Source organism: Pseudoalteromonas shioyasakiensis (genome assembly GCF_024518675.1).
GTDB classification, from domain to species: domain Bacteria; phylum Pseudomonadota; class Gammaproteobacteria; order Enterobacterales; family Alteromonadaceae; genus Pseudoalteromonas; species Pseudoalteromonas shioyasakiensis_B.
This window is the reverse complement of record NZ_JANIGL010000001.1, coordinates 1,099,349-1,121,593: the sequence shown is the minus strand read 5'-3', so window position 1 is coordinate 1,121,593 and position 22,245 is coordinate 1,099,349. Positions and strand designations below refer to the sequence as shown.

23 protein-coding genes are annotated in these 22,245 nt (G+C 38.2%); 19 read left to right on the top strand and 4 right to left on the bottom strand.

What is annotated here, in order from left to right; translation table 11 throughout:
- Positions 1 to 32: 32 nt before the first annotated feature.
- The 18 genes from fliS to NQT69_RS04840 all read left to right on the top strand — a co-directional run bounded on the left by fliS (position 33) and on the right by NQT69_RS04840 (position 17,723).
- Complete coding sequence (fliS, locus tag NQT69_RS04925; protein ID WP_256826561.1) at positions 33 to 455, top strand: flagellar export chaperone FliS; 423 nt, start codon at positions 33 to 35, stop codon at positions 453 to 455.
- Positions 445 to 741 carry a hypothetical protein gene (locus NQT69_RS04920; protein ID WP_256826560.1) on the top strand — a complete coding sequence of 99 codons (297 nt, stop codon included), beginning with the start codon at positions 445 to 447 and terminating at the stop codon, positions 739 to 741. The genes fliS and NQT69_RS04920 overlap by 11 nt, the downstream gene beginning before the upstream one ends.
- Before the next feature lie 7 nt (positions 742 to 748).
- Positions 749 to 2,839: a motility associated factor glycosyltransferase family protein gene (locus tag NQT69_RS04915; protein ID WP_256826559.1), complete on the top strand. Its 2,091-nt coding sequence runs from the start codon at positions 749 to 751 to the stop codon at positions 2,837 to 2,839.
- A 7-nt stretch (positions 2,840 to 2,846) separates the two neighbouring features.
- On the top strand, positions 2,847 to 4,028 hold the full coding sequence (locus tag NQT69_RS04910; protein WP_256826743.1) for a UDP-N-acetylglucosamine 4,6-dehydratase: 1,182 nt from the start codon (positions 2,847 to 2,849) through the stop codon (positions 4,026 to 4,028).
- 11 nt (positions 4,029 to 4,039) lie between these two features.
- Positions 4,040 to 5,182 (top strand): LegC family aminotransferase, encoded by a 1,143-nt coding sequence (locus NQT69_RS04905; protein WP_256826558.1) that lies wholly within the window; start codon positions 4,040 to 4,042, stop codon positions 5,180 to 5,182.
- 8 nt (positions 5,183 to 5,190) lie between these two features.
- Positions 5,191 to 6,348, top strand: coding sequence for a UDP-N-acetylglucosamine 2-epimerase (gene neuC, locus NQT69_RS04900; RefSeq protein WP_256826557.1), 1,158 nt, complete (start codon positions 5,191 to 5,193; stop codon positions 6,346 to 6,348).
- Complete coding sequence (gene neuB, locus NQT69_RS04895) at positions 6,345 to 7,427, top strand: N-acetylneuraminate synthase (protein ID WP_256826556.1); 1,083 nt, start codon at positions 6,345 to 6,347, stop codon at positions 7,425 to 7,427. Before neuC ends, neuB begins: the two co-directional genes overlap by 4 nt.
- Positions 7,420 to 8,052 (top strand): NeuD/PglB/VioB family sugar acetyltransferase, encoded by a 633-nt coding sequence (locus tag NQT69_RS04890; protein ID WP_256826555.1) that lies wholly within the window; start codon positions 7,420 to 7,422, stop codon positions 8,050 to 8,052. Before neuB ends, NQT69_RS04890 begins: the two co-directional genes overlap by 8 nt.
- Before the next feature lie 7 nt (positions 8,053 to 8,059).
- Complete coding sequence (locus NQT69_RS04885; RefSeq protein WP_256826742.1) at positions 8,060 to 9,118, top strand: nucleotidyltransferase family protein; 1,059 nt, start codon at positions 8,060 to 8,062, stop codon at positions 9,116 to 9,118.
- On the top strand, positions 9,118 to 10,083 hold the full coding sequence (locus NQT69_RS04880) for a Gfo/Idh/MocA family protein (protein ID WP_256826554.1): 966 nt from the start codon (positions 9,118 to 9,120) through the stop codon (positions 10,081 to 10,083). Before NQT69_RS04885 ends, NQT69_RS04880 begins: the two co-directional genes overlap by 1 nt.
- Positions 10,080 to 10,772 (top strand): acylneuraminate cytidylyltransferase family protein, encoded by a 693-nt coding sequence (locus NQT69_RS04875; protein ID WP_256826553.1) that lies wholly within the window; start codon positions 10,080 to 10,082, stop codon positions 10,770 to 10,772. The genes NQT69_RS04880 and NQT69_RS04875 overlap by 4 nt, the downstream gene beginning before the upstream one ends.
- The gene (locus NQT69_RS04870; protein ID WP_256826552.1) at positions 10,769 to 11,578 is read left to right on the top strand and encodes an SDR family oxidoreductase; all 810 of its coding nucleotides are present in this window, start codon (positions 10,769 to 10,771) and stop codon (positions 11,576 to 11,578) included. Before NQT69_RS04875 ends, NQT69_RS04870 begins: the two co-directional genes overlap by 4 nt.
- A 12-nt stretch (positions 11,579 to 11,590) precedes the next feature.
- Complete coding sequence (locus tag NQT69_RS04865; RefSeq protein ID WP_256826551.1) at positions 11,591 to 12,286, top strand: HisA/HisF-related TIM barrel protein; 696 nt, start codon at positions 11,591 to 11,593, stop codon at positions 12,284 to 12,286.
- Positions 12,273 to 12,860 (top strand): glutamine amidotransferase-related protein, encoded by a 588-nt coding sequence (locus NQT69_RS04860; protein WP_256826550.1) that lies wholly within the window; start codon positions 12,273 to 12,275, stop codon positions 12,858 to 12,860. Before NQT69_RS04865 ends, NQT69_RS04860 begins: the two co-directional genes overlap by 14 nt.
- Positions 12,861 to 12,872: 12 nt before the next feature.
- Positions 12,873 to 14,066, top strand: a complete 1,194-nt coding sequence (locus NQT69_RS04855) for an N-acetyl sugar amidotransferase (RefSeq protein WP_256826549.1) — start codon at positions 12,873 to 12,875, stop codon at positions 14,064 to 14,066.
- A complete protein-coding gene (locus NQT69_RS04850; protein WP_256826548.1) occupies positions 14,066 to 15,271 on the top strand; it encodes a DUF4915 domain-containing protein in 1,206 nt (401 codons plus the stop codon). The genes NQT69_RS04855 and NQT69_RS04850 overlap by 1 nt, the downstream gene beginning before the upstream one ends.
- Positions 15,272 to 15,339: 68 nt before the next feature.
- Positions 15,340 to 16,125, top strand: a complete 786-nt coding sequence (locus NQT69_RS04845; RefSeq protein WP_256826547.1) for a flagellin N-terminal helical domain-containing protein — start codon at positions 15,340 to 15,342, stop codon at positions 16,123 to 16,125.
- A gap of 161 nt (positions 16,126 to 16,286) precedes the next feature.
- Positions 16,287 to 17,723 (top strand): sigma-54 dependent transcriptional regulator, encoded by a 1,437-nt coding sequence (locus NQT69_RS04840; RefSeq protein WP_256826546.1) that lies wholly within the window; start codon positions 16,287 to 16,289, stop codon positions 17,721 to 17,723.
- A gap of 8 nt (positions 17,724 to 17,731) precedes the next feature.
- Here NQT69_RS04840 and NQT69_RS04835 read toward each other — a convergent pair whose 3' ends face one another.
- Both NQT69_RS04835 and NQT69_RS04830 read right to left on the bottom strand, forming a co-directional pair.
- Positions 17,732 to 18,322 carry a rhomboid family intramembrane serine protease gene (locus tag NQT69_RS04835; protein ID WP_256826545.1) on the bottom strand — a complete coding sequence of 197 codons (591 nt, stop codon included), beginning with the start codon at positions 18,320 to 18,322 and terminating at the stop codon, positions 17,732 to 17,734.
- A 95-nt stretch (positions 18,323 to 18,417) separates the two neighbouring features.
- On the bottom strand, positions 18,418 to 19,101 hold the full coding sequence (locus tag NQT69_RS04830; protein WP_256826544.1) for a type 1 glutamine amidotransferase domain-containing protein: 684 nt from the start codon (positions 19,099 to 19,101) through the stop codon (positions 18,418 to 18,420).
- 180 nt (positions 19,102 to 19,281) lie between these two features.
- Here NQT69_RS04830 and NQT69_RS04825 point away from each other — a divergent pair, with 180 nt between their 5' ends.
- Positions 19,282 to 20,205, top strand: a complete 924-nt coding sequence (locus tag NQT69_RS04825) for a LysR family transcriptional regulator (RefSeq protein WP_256826543.1) — start codon at positions 19,282 to 19,284, stop codon at positions 20,203 to 20,205.
- Between the two features lie 15 nt (positions 20,206 to 20,220).
- Here the strand turns inward: NQT69_RS04825 and NQT69_RS04820 are convergent, their stop codons facing one another.
- Both NQT69_RS04820 and NQT69_RS04815 read right to left on the bottom strand, forming a co-directional pair.
- Positions 20,221 to 20,955, bottom strand: a complete 735-nt coding sequence (locus tag NQT69_RS04820) for a dienelactone hydrolase family protein (protein WP_256826542.1) — start codon at positions 20,953 to 20,955, stop codon at positions 20,221 to 20,223.
- Positions 20,956 to 21,004: 49 nt separating this feature from the next.
- Entirely contained in the window at positions 21,005 to 22,231 is a 1,227-nt protein-coding gene (locus NQT69_RS04815) for a glycerophosphodiester phosphodiesterase family protein (RefSeq protein WP_256826541.1), read from the bottom strand.
- Positions 22,232 to 22,245: the final 14 nt, after the last annotated feature.

Here is a 22,245-nt window from a genome sequence, read left to right as displayed (position 1 = left end):
GCTCTTAATGTTACTCGAGTAGAGGTAAATATATGTACAATGCAAAAGTTAAAAATTATCAGAAAGAAGCCTTAAAAACGCGTGTTGCAGGAGCTGATCGTTACGAGATTATTCAAATGCTAATGGCTGGTGCCATAGAAAAAATGGTGCTTGCAAAAGTGGCAATTGAGAAAAAGAACCTTGAAGCAAAAAGTGAGCATATTTCGAAGGCTTCAGCTATTTTTGAAGCGCTTAGAGGTTGTTTGGATTTTTCTGCGGGTGGAGAAGTGACAGAAAACCTATATGCTTTATATTCTTATATGATAGATCGTTTATTAGATGCTACTTTAAAGAATGATCCTGCAATAATAGATGAAGTCGCTAAACTGTTAAAAGAAATAAAATCAGCATGGGACGAAATTCCTGTTGATATTAGAAATCAAACTTTTTCTGAAAACAGTGCACATGCAAGTTGAAATACAAAAAATAGAATCTCAGTTGAATATTATTGAACAAGCTATAACTTCAGGTGAGTTAGATAGCGCTTTACAATTAATTAAAGAGCTTCAACTCTCACTAGAATGCTTTTTTTCTTCCCCAGAAGGAATTCCAAAAGTAGTTTATTCTCAATTAAATGATATACAGAAAAAATTAATTTTGTTTACTGATACTTTAGTTGATAGACAGGCTGAAACTAAATCACAACTTAAAAAAATAATTAAAAACAAAAAACACGTTGGTATTTATAACCAAATTAAATAGGTAGCTGATGAACAAATTACCTGATCTTAAAGGGCAATTAGATAGCCTACAGGATAAACTTGATGCAGTAAAAGCTCACGAGGAACGAGAGCAAGTTTTTGCACTTGAGGCAAATGAACGGTTTGCGAGAAATATAGTTACTTTTGAAAAATATTACCCACAGATTTTTAAAGCAATTAACGAGTACCAAACCCGTGAAGGTTTTTGTATTCATGTGACTAAATCAGGGCATGGTAATTTTATACCAAAAGAGCAAAATGTTGCTATTTATGGTGATGACCCTGTTTTACAAACCGCTGAACAAGTAAAAAGATATACAGAAAGTGCTAATTTCGGGCGGACTGATTACACATCAACCCAAGAATGGCAAAGCGATGACCCTAGGCTGCATATTCAATATATGCGTCGCTTAAGTGCTGTTTTAAGTAAGGTTGGCGCACAAAACTATACACCCACGAAATCTCTACCTAAGCATTACCCCACAGCAATGATTTTTGGGATTGGATTGGGTTATCATATCCCTGAGCTCCTAAGCAACCATTCTTTTGACTATATGTTTATTTGCGAACCTGACTTTGAGTTATTTTTTGCGAGTTTATTTTGTACCAACTGGTTTGAAATTATTGAACTATTTGATAAGCAAGGTGCTTGCTTATTCTTGAGTTTAGGTGTTAATTATGAAGAGTTTTTTGATGAAATATTTCGAATAGCAGGAGAGATAGGCTCTTTTTGTGCCATTAATAGTTTTTGCTATCAACATTATCCTTCTAAGGAAGTTAATGAGCTAATACGTGCATTTTTTGATAATTACTATCAATTACAATCGGGGTATGGCTTTTATAATGACGCGATAACAGGATTGGCTCACGCAATTCATAATGTTGAAAATGATAGTCAGTTTTTATTTACTGCAAATGGCACTCTTAAAGAGTTAGTGGATGTTCCTGCTTTTGTTATTGGCAATGGCCCTTCGTTAGATAGTGCTATTGAACTAATTAAAAAATATCAAGGTAATGCGATTGTTTTTGCATCAGGAACAGCGCTGCAAAGTTTAGTCAAGGCAGGTATAACACCTGATTTTCATGTTTTAGTTGAGCGAACAAAAGCAACATATGACGTTTTAAAGTTAGTTGAACCTAAAGAGGGCTATAAAGACCTAAATTTACTAACTGTAGATGTGATGTATCCTGAAGTATCAAAACTTTACAATTGGGCTGGGGTTGGGTTAAAAGGACCTGAAGCTGCAACTGCATTCTTGTCACTTTATAGTTTATTAAAGTGCGGTAAACAAATAGCAGAGCTCCCAGCAAGTGGCCCTTTTGTCTCAAATACTGCATTCTCGTATGCTGTTAGTTTAGGCTTTAAGCAAGTGTATTTGTTCGGTGTGGATAATGGCTATAGCTTAAGCGGTAAAACCCATTCGGACTTGTCTATCTACAAGGAAAGAAACCTACCGGTTAGAAGTGGTGCTAATATACCATTTGAAGGTAATTTAACTGAAGGTGTAATGGCAACCCCTTTAATGGCTATGTCTAAGACTAGTTTTGAGAGACTAATAAGGGCTGTAAAAGGGAAAATTGAGGTTTATAATGTTGGTGAAGGAGCTAGGCTAACGGGAGCTATACCGTTGCATGAAAATAATGTTTTTCTGAATGAAACTTTTATTGATAAAAGAGCACTAGTTAATAAAATTAAAAGTCATTATTTTGAGTCGGTTGCAAGTGATGAAATAGAAGTCGTGCTAGGTTTTGATGAATTTGATTCATTGTGTAATTATATTATTGAAATTGGCAATCGACCTATTACAACTAGAGATCAAGCTAATGCGAATTTACTTGCTCAACAGCGGGTTGTCTTTGCTTACAAAAAATCAAAAACGCCACATTTTCTTCAATTACTTAAAGGGACTATGTTGTATTTTCATTGTGTTATTGTGTCTTTTCTTTACCAGTTTGAAGAGGAAGAAGAAATACTACAGCACTTCATTGCCGCACATGATCTATGGTTAGAGTTTGTTGAGGCGGCTAAAAAAGATTACCGAGAAAACTGGAAAACATTGTGTGAACACACCAAGCCTGAATACCAAAAGAAATCATGAAATTAATATGCTTGATTTACTGCAACGATCGACTTCTCTTTTTGAGCTTGATTTAGAGCAACATGAAAATGAAATAATTAGAATTGTAAATAATTCTCGATTTTTAGTCTTAGGTGGTGCAGGTACCATAGGGCAAGCTGTTACAAAAGAAATTTTTAAGCGACAACCACATAAATTACACGTTGTCGATATTAGTGAAAATAATCTCGTTGAGTTAGTACGTGATTTGCGCTCTTCACTTGGTTATATTCAAGGTGATTTTCAAACTTTTACACTTGATATAGGAAGCATCGAATATGATGCTTTTTTTATGGCTGATGGTGGTTATGATTATGTGCTTAACTTATCTGCATTGAAACATGTTCGTAATGAAAAAGATCCGTTCACTTTAATGCGAATGGTGCGGACAAATATTCTTAATACTGAAAAGACCCTGCAGCAATCTATTCATTGTGGTGCGAAAAAGTATTTTTGCGTATCTACAGATAAAGCGGCAAACCCGGCTAATATGATGGGGGCATCAAAAAAGATTATGGAAATGTTTGTAGCACGTGCAAGTGAACAAATCGATGTGTCGATGGCGCGTTTTGCAAATGTTGCTTTTAGTGATGGCTCACTCCTTCACTCATTCAAACAACGCATCGAAAAAAATCAACCTATAGTGGCCCCTAATGATATTAAGCGCTACTTTGTCACTCCTGAAGAGTCTGGTTTAATATGTTTATTTTCTTGTTTGTTAGGAAAAAATGAGGATATTTTCTTCCCTAAGCTAAATGATGAACTGCACTTGTTAACTTTCTCCTCAATAGCAAAACGTTACTTAAAGCTTAAAGGTTTCGGTGTTCATACTTGTAACACTGAGGAGGAGGCTAGACATTTAGTTTCCTCCCTCCCTAGTCAAGGGCGGTGGCCTTGTTTATTCACACAAAGTGATACTACAGGTGAAAAAGACATAGAAGAGTTTTATACGGAAAATGAAAAGCTAGATATGCAATGTTTTGATGGGCTAGGGGTGATTAAAGACTCTCTTGAATTTAATGAGCAAAAGTTAGATAAATTTATTAATCAAGTTGATACCCTATTAGTTAAGCAGAGCTGGACTAAAGAGCAAATTTTGTTGCTTTTCTATATGCTTCTTCCCGAGTTTGCACACCAAGAGACAGGTAAGTATCTCGAAGGTAAAATGTAATTAGAGGATTTATGTCTACTGAAAGACTAATTAGTTTTATCCAAGACTATTACAAAACAACAGAGTTTATACCTCTACATGCTCCTCAATTTGAGGGAAATGAGCGTAAATACGTTTTAGACACTTTAGATTCAACATTTGTTTCTACTGTAGGGGCTTATGTCGATAGGTTTGAAAAACAAGTGGCCGACTATACAAAAGCAAAATATGCGGTAGCCACAGTTAATGGAACTGCGGCTTTACATATCGCACTTTTGTTGGCTGGTGTAAAAATGGGGGATTTAGTAATAACTCAGGCCCTTACCTTCGTTGCTACTTGTAATGCAATTAGTTATTTAGGCGCAGAGCCTGTATTTGTTGATGTGAACATTGAAACTTTGGGGTTGTGTCCAATAGCCCTTTTAGAGTTTCTTGATCAAGAGTGTGTCGTCCGTGAGCAAGCTTGTTTTCATAAAAGCGGCAAACGCATCCGTGCAGTAGTGGTCATGCATACATTTGGACATCCGGCTAAAGTAGATGAGTTATTAAGTACATGCAAAAAGTACTTTATTGAATTAATAGAAGATGCAGCTGAGAGTTTGGGATCTCTTTATAAAGATCAACACACGGGCACTTTTGCAAAGACTTCTGCGCTGAGCTTTAACGGGAATAAGGTTATCACAACTGGTGGTGGAGGGATGATTTTATCTAGAGAAAAAAGCATAGCTGACAAAGCAAAGCATGTCACTACAACCGCAAAACAGCCTCACCCTTATGAATTCTATCATGATGAAATTGCCTTCAATTATCGTATGCCTAATATAAATGCCGCTTTGGGGTGTGCTCAACTAGAGCAATTAAATGATTATATTGAAAATAAAAGAATGTTGGCGTCACTATATCAGTCGGAATTAATCGCAAGTGAATTAGAGTTCATCGTTGAACCTAAGGGTGCTCGTTCAAATTACTGGCTTAATGCAGTAATATGCCCATCAAAAAAATACCGCGATGAAATGCTGACCAAGACAAATCAAGCAGGTGTAATGACAAGACCTGTTTGGCAGTTAATACATACCTTGCCTATGTTTAAGGATTCGCTGAGGGGAAATTTGGATAATTCCATTTACCTTGCTGATAGATTAGTTAATATGCCTAGCTCAGTATCATTAACCTAGGAGCTTATATGAGAAAAATAGGAGTAGTTACGGGTACGAGGGCTGATTTTGGTTTATTGAATAGAGTTATTTTATTGTTGCAAAAACAACCAGCAATTAAAACCGTCGTATTTGCGTGTGGTACACACCTTTCTCCAGAGTATGGCTATACTATCAATGAACTTACAGAAAATGGCATTGAAAATATAATTCCAATTGAAATGCTACTGTCGTCAACTACTCGAGTCGGCATTGCCAAGTCAACAGGATTAGCAACAATTAGTTTTGCAGATGTTTTTAATAATCAACAACTTGATTGTTTGCTTATTTTGGGTGATCGATTTGAAATTTTTGCTGCAGCTCAAGCTGCTTTATTTCTTGGTATACCGATTGCGCATATTCATGGTGGAGAAATCACTGAAGGAGCGTTTGATGAAGCTCTAAGGCATAGTATTAGTAAAATGGCGAGTATTCACTTTCCTGCAACAGACTCTTTTGCTAAACGATTGATGCAATTAGGTGAGCAGCCAAGTCAAATATTTGTCACAGGCGCTCCTGGTGTAGATAACATTCAACATACAGAATACGTTAATGATGTAGAATTGAGTACAGTATTAACATTTAAAAATTTGAAATTACCGCTATTTCTTGTCACTTATCACCCGGTTACAAATGGCCATGTAGATGAAAATGATATTTCATCATTGCTTGAATTAATTATAGAACGACATGATATTAATTTTCTTGTTAGTTACCCTAATGCTGATGGAGAAGGGGCTGCTATGATAAGACAATGGCTCGAATTATCGCATTTAGAACATGTGACTATTTGTCCTTCTTTAGGTTTTAAGCGCTATTTAGCTGTAATGAAACAAGCTGCTTGTGTTATTGGAAATTCATCCAGCGGGTTAATAGAAGCGCCTAGTTTTAAAATTCCAACTATTAATATTGGCACAAGACAAAAAGGTCGGCCCAAAAGTTGCAGTGTAATTGATACAGTCATGGACAAGAGTTGTTTGATTCAAGCTGTGAATCAGGCATTGAATCATGATTTCATTTTGCAATGTCAGCAAGCTGTAAATCCATATGGTGAAGGAAATGCATCTGAGAAAATTGTAAAAATATTAAGTGAAATAGACTTAAGTAATTATCAATTAAAACCTTTTTATGACATAGAAATGATATGAGCAAGAAAACATTAGTTATTGCAGAAGCTGGAGTGAATCACAATGGTGATGAGCAATTGGCACTTGAACTTGTAAGACAAGCCTGTCAAGCAGGTGCTGATATAGTTAAGTTTCAGACTTTTAAAGCTAAAAATATTGTCACATCTGAAGCTGAGCAAGCTATCTATCAGAGAAGTAATACAGGGGTTATAGAGTCTCAGTTAACAATGTTACGGCGCTTAGAGTTAAGTTTTAGTACTCATTTTAAGCTTATTGAAGAATGTAACAAATTAGGGATTGAATTTTTATCAACAGCCTTTGATAGTGAAAGTTTAGACTTTTTAGTAAAAGACTTAAAACTAACACGTTTAAAAATCCCCTCCGGTGAACTAACAAATCTTCCCTTAGTTTTAAAGCATGCACAGTCAGGCTGTAATTTAATTTTATCGACGGGAATGGCAACGTTGGGGGAAATTGAGTCTGCTTTAGGGGTCATTGCTTTTGGACTTATGTTTCCAACCGTAGCAATACCTAAGACTGGTGATTTTGAGCACGCATATGCGAGTCAGGAAGGGCAGGAGCTGCTAAGAAATAAAGTCACATTACTGCATTGTACAACTGAATACCCAGCACCTTTAAATGAAATAAATCTATCTGCAATGACGAGTATGGCAAAGGCATTTGATTTAGATATAGGCTATTCGGATCATAGCCTCGGCTGGGTTGTGCCTGTTGCTGCTGTTGCTAGTGGGGCAAAAATTATAGAAAAACATTTTACACTTGATAAGTCTTTGGAAGGACCTGACCATAAAGCCTCTTTAGCTCCTAGTGAACTGGCAGAAATGGTTACTTTCATACGACAAACTGAGCAAGTTATGGGTAGTAAAATTAAAGCGCCGACTAAAAGTGAGATTGCGAATAAAGTTGCTGCGAGAAAAAGCCTTGTAGCTACAAAAGATATATCTGCTGGCACGATATTTGACTATAGTAATTTAGAAGTTAAAAGGCCAGGAAGTGGTATGTCCCCGAGCTTTTTTTGGGAGGTGTTAGGTACTAAAGCATCATATGATTATAAAGCAGGTCAATTAATAGATGAGTGAAAAGCCGATAATACTTTTAGGGGCAGGTGGCCATGCAAGTGTCATAGTTGATATTTTAAAAATGCAACAGTCTAATATTGCAGGTGTTATTGCTTTGTCGGCTCCTGAACGAACTATATTTTCAGATGTTAAAACTTATTTTAACGATGCTGATTTAACACGATTTTCTATTAATAGTTATGACGTGGTTGTTGCAGTTGGACCGCAACCGAATAAAAATAATCGATTGAATATTATAGATAAAGTTACACGTATTGGTTATGCCTTTAGGCAAGTCATTTCGCATCATTCAGTGATTTCAAACTATGTTTTACTAAATGAAGGTGTCCAAGTTCTGCCTGGGGCAGTCATTAATGCGGGAGCAAAAATTGGCCAGCATGTAGTGGTTAATTCGAGGGCTGTTATAGAGCATGACTGTACCGTAGGTAACTTTTCTCATATAGCTCCTAGCGCTGTGTTATGCGGTGGTGTAGAGCTAGGTGAAAATGTGTATGTTGGGGCTGGGGCGGTGATTCTCCCAGGAATTAAAGTAGGCAGTCAAGCCGTTATTGGTGCGAAAGCGTTAGTTGATAAAGATGTACCCTACAATGCAACTTTATATGGCTGTCGCGGTAAACTAAAGTAGAGAACACATTATGAAAACTTGGCAAAATATTTTATTATCGCCAACACGAACTCTACGAGATGCCTTGGAAGTCATTAATGAGCAAGCTTCTCAGGTAGTACTTATTGTTGATGAAAGTAAGCACTTATTAGGAGTGGTTACTGATGGTGATATTAGACGTGCTTTATTAAAAAACTTTGGCTTAGAAGTTGCTGTTTCTGAAGTTATGAATACGTCGCCAATAACAATGCAAAAGGGTACGCCTAAAGAGCAGCTAATTGAGGTAATGCACCGTAAAAGTATCTTGTCTATTCCAATAGTAGATGATGGTAAGGTTGTTGGTTTAGAAATGCTTAAAAGCTTTTTAAGCAAGCCATATTTTGATAATCCCGTTTTTTTAATGGCTGGAGGTTTTGGTACCCGATTAAGACCATTAACAGATAATTGCCCTAAACCAATGCTGGAAATAGGTAATAAACCTATTCTTGAAACTGTTCTTCTAAGTTTTGTGAAAGCAGGCTTCAGAAATTTTTACATTTCTACCCACTATATGCCCGCGTTAATTTTGAATCATTTCGGTGACGGTCGAAAATGGGGAGTGAACATCACCTATATTCATGAAGATAAACCACTAGGAACAGGCGGTGCTCTTGGTTTATTGTCACGTACGATTTCTCAGGATTTACCATTAATTCTGATGAATGGAGATGTATTAACGAAAGTTGATTTTGCCCGGTTACTTGAGTTTCATAATGGGAATAAAGCTGATGCTACTATGTGTGTTCGTGAGTATGAATACCAAATTCCTTATGGGGTTATAAGTGGCCAAGGAAATCGAATCACTGAAATGGTAGAAAAGCCAATTCAGCGATTCTTTGTCAACGCAGGAATATATGTATTATCACCAAATGTTGTTAATTCAGTTCCCCAAGATACCAACATAGATATGCCCACTATACTTGAACGACAAATATCCCAAGAAAAAGATGTGCTGATGTTTCCAATTCATGAATATTGGTTGGATATTGGTAGAATGGATGACTTTAATCGAGCTCAAGCTGATATACGAAGTTTAGGTATGAATTAATGAAGCGTGTAGCAGTTATTGGCCTTGGAAACATATCTCATCGTCATCGCAAGAATTTACGAGCACTTTACCCAAAGGCTCAGATTGCAGCAAGTTCAGCTAGAGGGGACTTGTCTACTCAGTTACCTGAAAATGCTGAATATGTATATTCAAGCTTAGATGAGCTTATATTATTTAAACCAGAGCTTGTAATTGTTGCTTCACCGGCAAATTTACATTTGGATCATGCGAAGCGCCTCCTTGAAACAGGAATTCCATGCCTCATCGAAAAGCCCTTGTGCAAAAGCTACGATGAAGCTAAAAACTTTCTTGGCCTTATGGGTAGTTTATCAACACCTTGTGCAGTTGGCTATTGCTTAAGATATATGCCAACCGCACAGAAAATGAAAGAACTGATCTGTCATCAAGTACTGGGTGAAATCTTCAATGTTGTTATTCACGTTGGTCAGTACTTACCTGATTGGCGAAAAGGTATTGATTACAGGGATAGTGTATCGGCACAAAAAGTATTAGGCGGAGGTGCTTTATTAGAGTTAAGTCATGAGCTTGATTATGCCAATTGGCTTTTTGGCCCGTTGAAATTTCACCACTCTGTACTGCGCTCTTCAAAGGAGCTTGGTTTAGACGTTGAAGATTTAGTGGATGTTGTTTTGAGCACTGAAAATGGAAGTATAATTAATCTACACCTTGATTTTTTGCAACATTACCCGCAGCGATATTGTACTGCTATAGGTGTTAATGGCCGTATTCATTGGGATTTAATTGCGAATACTATTGATGTATACGTTAAAGGGCAAGATGAGACTCATATTAAGTTTGATAATTGGCAAGCTAATGATATGTACCTAGATATGCTTAAAGACTTTGAAAGCTTATGCTATAACAAGAATCATTCCACTGTTGATTTATCTCAAGCAGTAGAAGTATTAAAACTCGTTGATAAGATAAAGTTGAGTTCACAATGATTCATTATGCATTTATTTTTGCTCGTGGAGGTTCTAAAGGACTGCCACGCAAAAATATTTTACCTCTTGCTGGAAAACCTCTTATAAATTGGTCGATTGATATCGCAAAATCAGTACCTGCAATTAGTCGGATATTTGTATCTACAGATGACCAAGAGATTGCGAAAGTAGCTAGAACAGCTGGCGCAGAGATTATTAATAGACCAAATGAATTGGCATCAGATACTGCCTCTGAATGGTTATCGTGGCAACACGCACTTGAGTGGGTAGAGCAGAAATATGGAGCTTTTGACTATTTCATTAGTTTACCAGCTACAAGCCCACTAAGAGAAACCGAAGATGTTGAAGCTGCAATTTATAAGCTTAAAGTAACAGTAGCGGATATATGCATTACCGTTTCACCATCTGAAAGAAGTCCATTCTTTAATATGGTTAAATATCGTTCTGAAAACCTTGTTGATATAGTTATTTCTGGTGATGAGATCGTCCGAAGGCAAGATGTGCCAGAAGTTTTTGATATTACTACTGTAGCATATGTAACCACACCGAGTTATATACGAAGTAGTAAAGGAGTTATGTTTGGGGATGTGACAAGTATTTGTGTACCTAAAGAAAGAGCTGTTGATATCGATACACAAATTGATTTTGATTTTGCACAGTTTCTGGCAAACAAGAAGGTGAAAAAATGAGAACCATCATGCAATTACAAAATATGCAGAATTGTTGGGCCTTAATTACAGGTGGCAGTGGTCATGTTGGTCAAACTGCAGCTGACACATTGCTAGAGCTTGGCGCCAGCGTTATTTTATTGGATAGAGATAGTGAAAGTTTAAAAGAGTTAACGCTAAATAAATATAAGGGCGTTGAAAATGTACATGCTATTGTGTGTGATCTTGCTAATGAATCTGCAATAGCAGAAGCTATGAAATCTGTTGCAAACATTACGGAGCACAAGTTAAACGTTCTAGTTAATAATGCCGCGTTTGTTGGTACGGATAAATTAACAGGGTGGTGTGTACCTTTTGAACAGCAAGCTATTGATACTTTCAATGACTGTTTAAAAGTCAATTTATCTGCTCCATTTTTATTGAGTCAACTTGCATTTGAATTAATGAAAAACCAAGAGCAAGGCTCTAAGAGTATTATTAATATTTCATCTATCTATGGTGTTGTTGGACCAAAAATTGAGTTATATGAAGGTACTGACATGGGCAATCCCGCGGCCTATGCAGCAAGCAAAGCGGGTTTAATGCAATTAACTCGCTGGATGTCAGCTAATGTTGCGCCTAGTGTACGCGTAAATAATATTGTTTTAGGTGGGATTGAACGAGGTCAGCCAGATACCTTTGTCGAAAAGTACAATGCGAATGTTCCTTTAGCCCGTATGGCTACCGAAGAAGACGTTAAAGGCGCAATCGCTTATTTGAGCTCTGACCTTTCAAGTTATATGACAGGACAAAGTTTATTTTTAGATGGTGGTTGGACGGTTGTATAGTGAGGGGAAAGAGTGCGCTTAGTTTGCCGTATAGAAGTAAAAAATAATTGGGTTGTAAAAGGAGTTCAATATGAAGGAGTTGGTAAAGTTCTTGCACTTGACAAAGGCTACCGTATTCCAAGCAATGATAAAATAGAAGAAGTTATTTTATTGGATTTAACTCGAAGTGTATTTGGCTTACCTCCTAACTTTATGGCCTTAGAAATAGTTGCTGAGAATACAAATCTGCCAATTACTTTTGGAGGCGGTATTGACTCAGTTGAAGCAGCTTTAAAAGCGTTTGAACTAGGTGCTTCAAAAGTTTATCTAAATAGCTCTGTCACTGTAAATGAAACTTCTTTAGTTAATGAATTAGTAAAAATAGTCGGTCGGCAAGCGATTACTATTGGGTGTGAATATAGGATAGAAAATGGCCAGCGTATGTGTTATGGGGAGGCAGGACGTGAGCCATTTCAGGAAACATTGACTGATCGAGCAATAGCTATGAATGCATGTGGTGCTGGTGAAATAGTCGTTTCTCATATAGAAAGTGATGGAATTGAGAAGGGCTTTGATTGGGAGTGCTTGGATGAGTTACCCCCATTACCAATCCCTATTATCCTAGCGAGTGGAGGATCTCAAGCGGAGTTAGATAAAATTCAAGGATATGAATCAATGAAATGTGAAGCATTGTGCTTCTCCAAGGTATTTAATAATGACTATGGTTGAAATTGTCAATGTTGAGGGTACAAATAGACGGAATTTGTTTAACTGTTTGAAGAACAATATAGATGTAGATTTTGTCGATGATCCAAGTTCTGTTAAGGCAAGTACTTTAATACTTCCAGGAGTTAGTCACTTTGGCCACTATATTGATTTTCTTGACGCACATGGCTGGCGAGAGTTCTTGTTGAACACCGACCGAAAAATTATTGGGATATGTTCTGGTTATCATGCTTTATGTAGCGGGAGTGAAGAATCACCTAGGCATAAGGGAATTGGTTTGTTGCAAGGGCAGGCAAAGTTAATTAAAGCTGATTTATCTTGTACTAATGGAAAGGTTCCACATGTAGGGATAAGGCATCTACCAAAGTGTAATAGTATAGAACAAGGAAAAGGATATTTTGTTCACTCATATGGGGTCTTAGCAGATGGCATTGAAAATGAGTCTCAAATTATCAAAATAGCTCAAAGTCAATATGCTGTTTCACAAATAAATAAAAATATCATAGGTTTACAGTATCACCCTGAATTAAGTGGTGAGGATGGTAAGCACTTACTATTAGAATTAATAAGTCGTTAATAGGGGAAGAAAATGGCTCGATATGGATTACCTGATAACGTAGAGTTTTGCTCTCGATGTGTAATGTCTAATCAAAAAGTAACGCCATCCTTAGTTCAGAAAGATACTAAGGAAGGAGCAAAGCATACTCTGATCTTTCAAGATGGTGTATGTTCAGCGTGTAGAGTACAAGAACTTAAAGCGAATAAAATAGATTGGCACCAGCGTGAAAAAGAGTTACTCCGTTTACTAGATAAGTACCGTTCCAATGACGGCTCTTATGATTGTATAGTTCCTGGTAGTGGTGGGAAAGACTCTATTTTTCAATCTCATATCCTTAAGCATAAATATGGCATGAATCCTTTGACTGTTACTTGGGCCCCACATATATACACTGATGTAGGACGCCGCAATTTTGACTCTTGGGTTAACAAAGGCGGGTGCGATAACTTTTTGTTTACCCCTGATGGAGAAAAGCATGCTTTACTTACTCGGTTAGCATACAAAAATCTATTACACCCTTTTCAGCCATTTATTTTTGGTCAGCGAAACTATGTAATGCATATGGCTCGTAAGTTTAATATTAAGCTTATTTTCTTTGGTGAAAATCCTGCAGAGTATGGTGGCTTTGAAAATGAAGAAAATAGTTCGAAAATGAATACATCTTATTTTGTAGATGATAACAGAAAAAATATGAGAATTAGTGGATTAAGTTTTGAAGAACTAACCACTCAGCATAAAATCTCAGAGCAAGATTTAAGTTTATATTTACCTTTAACAAATGAACAATATCAACAACATCAACCAGATCCACGTTGGTTAGGTTATTATCTTAATTTTCACCCACAGTCTAATTATTATTATGCACGTGAACATGTTGGGTTCGAGCCAAATGATCAACGAACTGAAGGGAGTTATTCACGCTATAATTCATTAGATGACAAAATAGATGGTTATCATTATTGGTGTGGTCACCTTAAGTTTGGTGTCGGTAGAGCAACCCATGAAGCTTCGCAAGAGATTCGCAATGGTGATTTAACTCGAGAGGAAGGCGTGGCTTTAGTCCGAAAATATGACGATGAATTACCTAAGCGGTATTTACCTGATTTCTTAGATTATATGAACTTAACTGAAACGGCGTTTTTTGAGATCGCAGATAGCTTCAGATCTCCGCACCTATGGGAGCTCAAAAATGGTGAATGGCAATTACGACATAAGGTGAGCTAATGTTTTTTAATAAAGAAAAAATTCAATACTTAGCTGGAAGCCGCGAAATCGTATTTTGGGGGTGTAGTGAGGATTGGGTTCCAAAAACACAAAAAATATTGCCTCAGGTTTCACGTATTGTGGATATAAATAAAGTTTTGTTAAAAGAGTCTTGGCGTGACCTTACAGTGATCGACCCTAGTGAAATAAAAGAACAGCAAGACAATGTTTTTGTTGTTATTACCACAGGTTCTATTGACTCTGTTGTTGCTCATTTATTAGAGTTGGGGTTTATTGCAGAGCGTGACTTTTGTTACTCTCCCTTTTTTGAAGACTTTTCTCTAGCTTCAAAGCTGACTAACTTAAAAACTGAGCTTATTTTTACTTCAAGTGACTATGGAACGCGTGAAAATGTTCGTGGAAGTAGTAAAGGTGGAGGAATTTACAAGTTAAGTATTGATGGTGATGAATACACCATTAATACATTAATTTCGGGGTCGTACCGGCAAGCACAATTTTATTCAGATAGGCTTTATGCAATTGACTACGTAAAAAATGAACTGCAATTGTTTAATACTAAACTTATGATGGTAGAGAGTATTAAATTATCATCAAGGCACTATACAGGGTTGTCTGTTAGTGATAGCAAGCTTTTTCTAGTTAGCTCAGCTAATGATATTATAGAGGTTTATGATCGACAAACATTAGAGCTTTTAAAGCAGGTGCCTTTTTCAGATAAAAGCTTTTCTGATAAGGGGCTACACCATCTAAATGATTGTTATTACGATGAGGGGAAGCTTTTTTTTAGTTACTTTTCCCGTTCAGGTGCTTGGAGGAAAGAGATTTTTGATGGAGGAATTTCTTTTTTAGATATTGAAAGTGATGAAATAGTAGAAGTACAAAGTGGCTTATTCCAGCCTCATTCACCGAAGATTATTAATGATGCGCTGCATTTCTGTGAAAGCCCTAAAGGCAAAGTGTACTCATCTTCATGGGAAACGATTGCTCAAACATCAGGTTTTGTTAGAGGGATTGCTTATCAGAATGGTTTTTATTTCATTGGGCAAAGTGAAACCTTATACATGAAGCGTGCCAAAAGTGTTAGTAATGTTATGATGAATTCAGGTATTTATATTCTTGAAGAGCAAAGTAAATGCATGAGGTTTTATCCAACCTTCGGTATTAAAAACATTCACTGTGTGTTATCGATTCCGCAAGGTTGGTAAATTAATTTTGTCAGAGTTGAAGGTTTTTACTATGCTTACTTATATTTGTTTTATATATAATGTCTGCTATGAAAATTCAATCACCTTCAACTAGTTTTTTAAATCAAGCTCAGCAAACATCTAATAAGCTTGCTGAGCAACTTGCTACAGGTAAAAAAGTAAACTCAGCTGCAGATGATGCCGCTGCACTGCAAATTATTGATAGATTAACATCGCAACAAGATGGCTACAGCCAAGCAGTTGACAATGCTTACGATGGGATTTCTTATTCACAAGTGACAGAGTCAAATCTATCTGGAGTGAATGATGCCGTTTCTCGAATTCGAGAGCTGTCTATTCAAGCGGGTAATGGTGCGCTTACAGATAATGATAGGGCTGCACTGCAAGAAGAAGTGTCGCAATTGCAAACGCAGATATCAGAAACATTCGAAAATGCCTCATTCGGTGGTAAACCTTTATTTGATGGTCAATCTGTGTCGTTTCAAGTAGGGCCTGATGCCAATACCACACAAACAACCACTCCTTCGGATGGTAGCTTTGCATCAGTAATCTCAACCATCGATATCTCTACACAAGCTGGGGCACAAGCCGCAATTGATATTAGCGACCAAGCAGCGGACGAAATTAACGCCCAACGTGCAGAGCTTGGGGCTTTTCAAAATACCTTAGCGAGTACTATAAAGGGGCTGGGTACTCAGCAAGAAAATATTGCAGCAAGCCAAAGTCGTATTGAAGATACTGATTATGCTCAGGCTATATCTCAACAGATATCTAATGATATTTTGTCTCAAGCATCCATTGCACTGCGCGGTCAAGCAAATCAATCTGCTGAGTCAATACTGGGTTTATTATAAACTTTTCATTTTATAAGTAATTCATAAGTATTACTTATAGTTACCCCGTGGCAGTTTTTTGGCAATGATGTCAAAAAACTGCCGTTGAGTGCTTGCATCCGCGTCAAACTCGCTTACAATTTAAATACTAATAGCTTGTTGTAACTGTGGTTCGCTAACAAATGATCTTGATTCTAGATAATAATAATAATCGTGCGATTGGTTTACATGCTTCACTAACATTTATTGGTGAAGCTGTTTTAAGCCTTGACGAGCAAAAGTTCGAACAAGAGTGTAATAAGTACCAAAAACAAGAATGCATGGTTATCTTGGGAGCGTTACAAGAGTTTGATCATGAAAGCTTAATTAAGCGCTATCCTGCAGTTCCTTTTTTATTAATTGGCGAGACTTTAAAACCATTACTAAGTATTGCGAATGTAGTGGGTTTGATTTCTGAACCATTTAACCACGATGTCACTACTCAACTTTTGCACGATTGCCAGCAATATCAACGCATGTTGCCAAGCGATCATAAACACCCTAAACCACATAAATCGTTTGATGGTTTGGTAGGTGAAACAGAGGCTGTCAAAGATGTACGCTTTTTAATTGAGCAAGTGGCTAAAACTGATGCAAACGTGCTTATTTTAGGTGAGTCTGGCACGGGTAAAGAAGTGGTTGCTCGCAACGTACATTTGCTGTCTAAACGTAATTCAGGGCCATTTGTACCAGTAAACTGCGGTGCAATCCCCGGTGAGTTATTAGAAAGTGAATTGTTTGGGCATGAAAAAGGCGCTTTTACAGGAGCTATTTCAGCCCGTAAAGGCCGTTTCGAACTTGCTCAAGGCGGTACACTTTTTTTAGATGAAATCGGCGATATGCCATTGCAAATGCAGGTAAAACTTTTACGCGTGTTACAAGAGCGCAGCTACGAACGTGTTGGTGGCACTAAAGCGATTCAAGCAGATGTGCGCATTATCGCCGCGACTCACCGAAATCTTGAAGAAATGATTGAAAAAGGCTCATTTCGCGAAGATTTATATTATCGTCTAAATGTTTTCCCTATTGAAAATCCCTCACTTGCACAGCGCGCTGATGATATACCGCTTTTACTAAAAGAGTTAATGCGCCGTGTAAATGAGCAAAGTGGTACTACAGCTAAATTTACCGAGCGTGCTATTGAAAGTTTAAAAGAACATGCATGGCCTGGGAATATTCGTGAACTGGCAAATCTTGTTGAGCGTATGGTTATTATGTTCCCTGAGAAGGTCGTTGATGTGCCTGATCTACCTGCAAAATATCGCTATATTGAGGTTGATGCCTACGAGCCCCAATACCCAGAGGAGCTAATGGAGCGAGACGCGTTTAATGATATTTTTAGTACAGGTTTTAGTGATTATGATGATGAGCCAGAAGTGGAGCTAGCGACTACGGACTCAGGCTTACTACCAGATGAAGGCATTGAATTGAAAGAGTACCTAGCAGAACTCGAGATTAGCCTAATTACTCAAGCGCTTGAACGTTATGATTACGTGGTTGCCCGTGCCGCTGAAATACTCGGCGTGAGACGAACAACCTTAGTAGAAAAAATGAAAAAGTATAATTTATCAAGAGATTAAGCTTTGCTTTATAAATTATTGAGTTTCTTATCTTGTTTTGCTAAATAGTAACCAATCACTATACCAGCAATGGCGCCAAACAAATGACTTTCAAACGACACATGTGGGCGCTGTGGAAATACGCCCCAAATTAAACCACTATATAAAAACACTACTACAACGCTTATTGCTATGGCTTTAAAGGAGCGATGCATAATGCCGTAGCAAATTAAAAAGCCCCACAAACCATACAATACGCCACTAAGTCCAACATGAATATTGCTGCGGCCAAATAACCAAACTAACAACCCACCAGCTAGGGCTGTGAAAATAAACACTAACCAAAATCGCTTAACACTGTATTGGCAAACCAGCCAACCAAGTACTGCAAAGGGGATTAAATTACTTATTAAGTGGGCCCAACCGCCATGTAAAAACGGGGCGAAAAAAATTCCAGTTAAACCACTAAGGCTGCGCGGGTATATACCTAAGCCATTTAGGTTAACTCCAGGTAAGCTATTAAAAATTTGTAATACAGTACACAGTAAAATGATGCCGATGAGGGTAAAACGCTTACTGGCCAGAGGAGGTATACGTAAAGAACTTTTTTGGTTTGCCATACATAAGCTTAAATTGAAAATAGGTTTGCCAGAGTATACCTATCTTGGTGCTTAAATGAAAAGCCTTGCACTAGGCAAGGCTTTAAAATCAATAGTTAACCTAATTTAGTGAGCAGTTTTTTAGCGGCAAGCTCAGAACTTGCTGGGTTTTGACCGGTGATCACAAGACCGTCTTCTAATGCGAGGACACCCCAATCATCGGTTTTTTGGTAATCGCCACCTTTTTTAATTAGTTCGTCCTCGACTAAAAATGGCACAATGTCAGTAAGTTGCACTGCCGCTTCCTCTGTATTACTAAAACCTGTTACTTTTTTACCTGCAACTAATGCATTACCGTCTGTATCTTTGATATTTAGAAATGCAGCGCTGGCATGGCAAACCGCGGCAACAGGTTTTTGCTGCTGAATAAAGTTTTCAATTAAGTTAATTGAGTCATCGTTATCGACTAGATCCCATAACGGGCCATGGCCGCCTGGATAAAATACTGCATCAAAATCGCTGGCGTTTACTTCGCTTAAAATTTTGGTATTAGCCATCAATGTTTTTGCTGCACTGTCGTTGTCATAACGTTTAGTGGCATCCGTTTCAAAGTCGGCTAGTGTACTTGTGGGATCAATAGGTGGCTGCCCACCGTCAGGTGATGTCAAGGTTACTTCTGCACCCGCATCGATGAAGGCATAGTAAGGGGCTGCGAATTCTTCTACCCAAAAACCTGTTTTTTCACCTGTGTTGCCTAAATCAGCATGTGAAGTAAGAACCATAAGTATTTTTTTAGCCATAACGATATTCCTTCTGATGAAATGAATTGTAATCTGTTAATTACTATATGCGCCAAAGTGAGTTTAAACAACGATGATAAATTTAACTTTATTGGTTTAAAAATTGATACAATAATTATGTTTGATGTTTGATGTTTGATGTTTGATGTTTGATGTTTGATGTTTGATGTTGGAGTGACTATGAAAGTTTCGTTTGAACAATTAAAAAGTATGGTGGTGTTTGCACAAATTGTTGAGCAAGGCAGCTTAACGGCTGCGGCAAAACAGTTAGGTTTAACCCGTGCTGTGGCGAGTTATCATTTAAAAAAGTTAGAAACCCAGCTTGAAGTAACCTTATTAAATCGCTCAACCCGCACTATGGCGTTAACCGAAGCTGGGATTGCTTACTATGAACGTTGCCGAGTTATTACCGAGCAAGCGAATGCGGCGAATCAGCAAATTGAAAACATTAAACATGAGCCTCAAGGGTTATTAAAAATAAGCTGCCCAGTGAATGTTGGCATGCAACTGATAGTACCTGCAATTAATACTTTTAAACGCCAATACCCTAAAATTGATATTGATCTTCAACTTAGTGACGAAGTTGTTGATATTATTAAAAGTGGGTTTGATTTTGCCATTCGTGGTGTGGCGCTTGATGATTCAAACTTACAGGCGACTAAGCTGACAGTGATGAGCACTTGTCTTTGTGGCTCGCCAGATTACTTTGCTCACTTTGGTAAGCCTAAAACGCCAGAGCAACTCAAAGCGCATAAGTGGGTGGTGTATCAGTTAGGGAGTAAAACACTAACATTACAAAAAGAGGGCAAAAAGCACAGTCTAATAATGCATGGAGGGTTAAGCACCAATAACGCCGCTGCACGTACAGCGTTTGTTGAAGCTGGGCATGGCATTGGGCGCATACCACTTTATGATGCGTGGCCTAAAGTACAAGCTGGTTTATTAGAGATAGTGTTGGATGATTATAAAAGTAAAGACATAGAGCTTTATGGCGTGTTTCCGCCCGGTGGGGCAGGGTCGAAAAAGCTGCGTTTATTTATTGATTATCTCAAAGACTACTTTGTAAAAAAGCATACCGCTTTGGGTATGCTTAAAGGTAACTAACTTAGTCACACGAGCTTACAAAGTACGGCTAAATAATGCCACCGCTTGTTGATACATCGCAATGGCTAGAGCAGGGTCGTAACGATCCCCTTCGTCGCGCATAAATGCATGCTGTGCGTTTACTTCTTGCCATTGATAGTTGATACCTGTGGTAACCGCTTGTTGGTAGATTTTATCGCGACCTTCTTGCGGCACATGAGGGTCTTGCTTGCCCCAAATAAAGTGAATTTCACCTTGAATGTCAGCCATACGTTCGAACGAATTATTGCCTGTCGCTGCTGGTAAAGTATCACTATGAATATCAGTGGCGTATAAACAAAAGGCTGCTTTAATTGCTGGGTTTAGTGCCGCTCTATAAGCTAAATGGCCACCAATACATACACCCATCGCACCCACTGAGCCAGTACAATAATCTTGTGTTTTTGCAAAATCGATTAACGCTTGGGTGTCACTGTCATGGGATTCAAGTGGCTTTGCCCATTTGTCGGCATTACCTTTGTCTTTACCTGCATCGTCATAGGCTAGAACAGTGCCAATAGGGTTTAGCTCGTGGAAAACTTCAGGTACCAGAACCACAAAACCATGGCCGGCCAAAAGTGCGGCACTACGGGCTATTGGCGCCGTTTGCTGGAAGATTTCAGAGTAAAAAATAATGGTAGGAAATTGCCCGCTAGCTTGCGGACGGTAAACACTGGTACGCATAGTACCTGTTGCAGTTGCGATATCATGGCTTTGGTGCTGAATAATCATAATGCGCCTTTAGAGGAAAAATTAACTTATCATAGCAAAGCATTACGTATTACTCACTGTTTGGGATATTCATGCAACTGGCATAATAACTCACCGTTGCAGGCCAGTCTGAAAATATGGCCATGACGCCAACGTCTTTAGCCAGTACATCAACAACGCTCATCATATCGCCATCGTTATCAATAGCTTGTTTAATTGATTGATAATAATAACCACCGCCATTATTAAGTGGCCCAGAGCGTTCAAGACTCCATGCAATAAGCTTAAGCCCAGCGGCTTTAGCTGAAGTAGCATAAAGAGATGGCACAATCTGCTTGTTTTCATCAACAGTTAACAGCATCCAAATCGGTGGAGCAAGAATACGTACACCGTCATTGTATAGCTCAGCCATGCTAGGTTGCCAAGTCGCTGAGTTGTTGGGATCAATACTCGCCGTTTCGTCGCGGCCATCTAAGTACACGCTGTTGTTAGCAAACTCAGGGTTTTGCGCTATCCAGTATTGAACATCTGTAAGATTAAATGATTGTGGGTAAACGTGATTGCTAGGCACGTTTTGCTCTGTATATTCATCTAACATCTTTTGCGCATATTGCGCTTGAGTAAAGCCATTAAATGGCATACTCACTTGCGGTGATTTTAGCTCTGGGGTCATTTTTACGCCCAGCTGCTTGAATAGGGTGATGCTTTGCTTGTGGCTCATTAATGTGCCATTACTTGCGTATAAATCAGTGCGCCAACTAGGCGTGCCTTTTAAGTAATCAGCGACTGTGGTGGCTTGGCTATTCGCGCCATCCATCTTGCCTTTTAGTGTTAAAAACTCTGCGAGGGTGATATCACTGGTACAACATTTTGCTTGTGCTGGTTGGCCATCCTTTGCAGGCTGAAATGGAATGCTGCATTTTGCAGCAAGCTCAGGTACAGTTAAAATGTTAGTGGTGGTGTGTAAATCACATTGAGAGTGGCGACATACCAACTCTTTATCTTTGGTAAATGCTACATCACACTCCAAGACGCCCGCGCCCATTCGCGCTGCTGCGATATAAGACTCTTTAGTGTGCTCAGGGTATTGCATCGGTGCACCACGGTGACCAATGGAAAAGTCTGTTTTGTAAAAAGGGCCTTCACTGCACGCTTGTAATTGTGTTTTTAACTTACCCGCCGGCATATCGTCGATGAGGTAATAAGGCCGAGAGCCCACTTGAATATTATTACTTTGTGGCGTTTGGCTACAAGCACTTAATAATATTATCAAAGATGTACAAATCAGTAATTTCATAAAACCCTCGCAAC